Raw genomic sequence first — 3,906 nt, 5'->3', positions numbered from 1 at the left:
GTCTTGCGGAACTGGAGCGAGGCGGTCTGGCTGCCGTACCCGGCGTACTTGTGGGTCGCCCAGTCGGCGCGGGTGAGCCGTCAGGTACCGCGGAGCCTTGTGTGCCGTGCTCGCGGATCCTGCCGTTCCGGGCCCCATTTCGCCCGGCTCGGCACGATCCGCGCTGTCATGCCGTGCTGTGCCGTACTCCTGTGCGTACCTGTCCTGCTCCCTCCGGCGGCAGGGCGCCGGAGGGAGACCAGGGCACCGGAAACGGATCAGAGCGCCGGGTAGGCGTTCTTCATGAGCTCCTGGAACTGGGCGGAGAACCACTGTCCGGAGAGCGGGGCGTTCGGCAGCGCGCCGGAGAGGCTGTTGCCGTTGCGGGCGTTGCCGGTGTAGGTCGGGTCGCACATCCGGTCGAAGCCCTTGCCCTCGTCGTTCGCGATGGCCGAGCTGGAACCGTCGGACTCCCCCGGGGGCTTCATCCAGACGTACGCGTCGATCCCCGGCTCCGGCGAGGCCGTCGGCCGCTCGCCGAGACCGGCGCCGGACTGGTTGCACCAGTTGCCCATGTGGATGCGGCGGTCGACGCGTCCACCGTCGACGTAGGTGTCCACGCTCGTGGTGCTGCCCGCGGCGGTCGGACGGGCCGTGCCGCCCCAGCCGTTGCGGGAGGTGTCGATCAGCATGCCGATCTTCGAGTCGAAACCGACCGAGACCAGCTTGTTCCGGAAGCCCTGGGCGAAGGACAGCTCGTCCGTGTAGCGGTTCCAGTCGACCCACTTCGACTGGCGGACGGAGGTGCCGTTCACCGAGTCGTCGATGGTGAAGAACGGCTCCTTCAGAGCGCTGTAGTTGGCCGTGTTGGTGATGAAGCCGTGGACGTCGGCGGGCGTGGCGCCCTCCGCGGTCGCGGCGGCCAGGAAGGTGTCGGCGGAGGGGCCGAAGTTGTCGTCCCAGCCGATCCATCCGTGGTGGCCCGCGTCGATGTAGTTGTAGACGTTGGGCGCGTCGCCGAGCTTGTTCAGGGCGTAGCCGACGCCCTTCACGTAGTTGCCGTTGGCCTTCATCACGTCGCAGTTGGCCGTGGCGGTGGCGCGGCCCGAGGTGTTGGTGACCAGGTTGGGCAGGGAGTCGATCTCGACGGTGGTGACGATGCGCAGGCCCGCGTACTTCGAGTCCTTCAGGATCGCCGCGATCGGATCGATGTACTCCGACTTGTAACGGGGCAGGTCGTCCGGGCCGAGCTCACCGTTGGAGGCGAGCGCGGCGCAGTCGCGGCCGGGGAGGTCGTAGATCACGAGCTGGACGACCATCTCGCCGCTGCCCTTCTGGGCGAGCGCGGCGTCGAGGTGGTCGCGCAGACCCATGGAGCCGCCCGCGCCCTCGATCGCGGCGATGCGGTCGAGCCACACACCGGTGGGCTGGTCGGCGACCCGGCTGCCGCCCGGCTCGGCCGCGGCCTTCGCGGACCACTCCGGGTTCACGTACACCTTCGCGCCGGCGTACGGGTTGTCGACGAGGGAGCCCGCGGGGGTGCCCGGGTCGGTCGGGTCCGTGGGGTCGGTCGGGTCCGTCGGATCGGTCGGGTCGACCGCCCCGGCGTTGCAGGTGACGCCGTTCAGCTTGAACGTCGAGGGCACCGCGCTGTTGCCGTTGCCCGACGCGTTGAAGCCGAAGGAGGCCGAAGCTCCGGTCGCCAGCGCTCCGTTGTACGTGAGGTTCTTCGCGGTCACGGCGGACCCGCTCTGGGTCACCGTGGCGTTCCAGCCCTGACTGACCTGCTCGGAGCCGGCGAAGGACCACTCCAACTGCCAGGAGGAGACGGCGGCGCTGTTGTTGGTCACGGTCACCGCGGCGGTGAGGCCACCGTTCCACTGGCTCTGGATCTTGTAGTCCACGGAACACGCCGGGGCGGCGGCCGCCGAGGCCGAGAAGGGCCCGGCGGCGGTCCCGGCGGCGGCCACGAGGGCTGCCGCCGCGAGGAGTGCGGTCCGTGATCGGTACATGGTGGTGCGGCTCATGAGAATTCCGTTTCCTGTTGGTGGGTCGAGGGCGAGCAGGTGGCCCCGCGGCCCGATTCCGTACACGACGGGTGTGCCGTCGTCATCACTGGTCGAAGACGGACCGAAGAGCAGTCCCACGTGGTCCAGGTCCGTCCGAGGTGCGCGAGTCCGCCGTCGCCGAACAACTCGGGACCCGGCCGGCGGAGCGGCGGGGACAGATGCTCTTGCCAGATTTCGCGCTTTCCCGATTGCCGGAAAAGAAAGGCACTTCGGCGGCGGTGCGGTCGCGGTGGCGGGCCATTTCGGCAGCTCGCGCCCGCGCGGGTGTCGCACTTCGCCGAGCTGGTCAGGGGCCCGGTGCCATTCCGTCAAGGAGTAATACCGTGGTTCTCGGTACTCAGGACGAGTTGTCCGACGGTGCGGCACCATTGGTTCCCGCATGTCGCGGACGGTTTTTCCAGGTCCAGCCGGTGCTCCTTTTTCAGGGGAATCAGGACAGTGCCGACGTGACGTTCCGAGACGGCACGGACGGATGGACCTGTGGGGCCTGTGGGTTTTTTGGGGGTCGTGGGATCGAGGGGGTCTGCCGGAGCGGGGTAAAGATCCGTGGAGTCGGTCGGCTCCGGATGGGCGAAGTGCCGCAGGGTGTGAACGTCATTGATTCGGGGCCGTGTTCAGCGCCGTATCGCTGTCGGTGAAGCCGGCCGGGGCGCTCGCACCCGCTGCGAGCGAACCGTTCCTGGATTCGTCGGCCGCGGTGAGCTCCCGCCGGCAACCGCGCCCACCGGACGTACCGGCCCCGAGCCGCCGCCCGGTCGCCGGGCAGAAGTCGAGGCCGAGAGACCAACCAGCCTCTGGAGAAGCCGAGTCGGTCAGTCCGGCGGCCTCCGGAAGCCGCCCGCCGTTGGCCGGTGAAGGTGTGGTCCACCGTGCGGGGAGGCCCGGGCCGCGGGTCCGGCAATGGAGCCGGCCGTGGCCAGAACCGCTCCGTGGAGCAGGCGTCACACGTACTGCGCATGTGGACGGAAAGTGGAGGGTGCTGCCTGAACGACTCCGTCAGGCCGGGTGTGCCCCCTACGGCACACCGACTGATGGAACCGCTCCCACTGGTCGGCCATGACGTTAGAGCGTCAACTGATGTTGGTCAACAGGCCAGTTCTGCACTCAGTCAATCGAATTTATTCGACTCTTCAAGTGTCTTGACTCCGATTTTCCGTCTCCCCATGCTGGGAGCGCTCCCACCAGTTCAAGGCTTGTGCTCAATTCCCGCACACCCCCTGCATACCCACCATGATCGTCAGAGCGGAGAGGAGGAACCCACACATGCCATACGGACGCGCACGAAGTACGTGGGCATCGACAGGACCCGGGAGACCCGGGAAAAGCGGAGCGCGATCGCGCGGGCCGCGGACCGCGCTCGCGACGGCATTCCTCCCTCCCCCGGAGGTGCCGGCCGTGGCCGGAACGCGGGCGCGTGCGGCCTCCGACCAGTCCCGTGCCGGCCACAAGACCGATGACCGGGGCTCGGGCCGCCCCGCCGTATCCACCCTCACCAACCGCGGCGACACGGCCCTCGACGACTGGACCCTCACGTACCAGCGGGCGGGGGACGAGCAGCTCGCGAACGGCCGGAGCGGCATCTGGTCCCGGGCGGGCAGGACAGTGGGTTCCCCGACGGCGCGGGGGACCACTGCCAGGCCGGCGCCGGATCGCGGTGCCGGAGACCCGCGCCGGTTACCACCGCTTCGACGCCCCGGCCTTCACGTACCACCGGTTCTGGGCCCGGTCGGGCATCGCACTCGCCCCGGGAGCGCGATTCCGGCCTTCTGGGGCGCAAGGCCAGGGACATCGAGGATCTGCTCACGCTCTACGGGGTCGCGGACGAGGCGGAGCGCGAGTCGCTGCTCGGTCTGGCGCG

The 3,906-nt window shown here is 69.2% G+C and carries 1 protein-coding gene and 1 pseudogene; one reads left to right on the top strand and one right to left on the bottom strand.

Translation table 11 applies throughout. The features are described 5' to 3' along the window. Positions 1–257: 257 nt before the first annotated feature. The gene (locus ACWD3D_RS34380; protein ID WP_451464620.1) at positions 258–1,991 is read right to left on the bottom strand and encodes a glycoside hydrolase family 6 protein; all 1,734 of its coding nucleotides are present in this window, start codon (positions 1,989–1,991) and stop codon (positions 258–260) included. Positions 1,992–3,775: 1,784 nt separating this feature from the next. Between ACWD3D_RS34380 and ACWD3D_RS34375 the strand changes: the two are divergent. Next, a pseudogene (locus ACWD3D_RS34375) lies at positions 3,776–3,906 on the top strand (XRE family transcriptional regulator); the annotation flags it as partial.

This window comes from Streptomyces sp. NPDC002690, assembly GCF_053592415.1.
The sequence above is the reverse complement of the archived record's forward strand: the minus strand, read 5'-3'. Positions and strand labels throughout refer to the sequence as shown.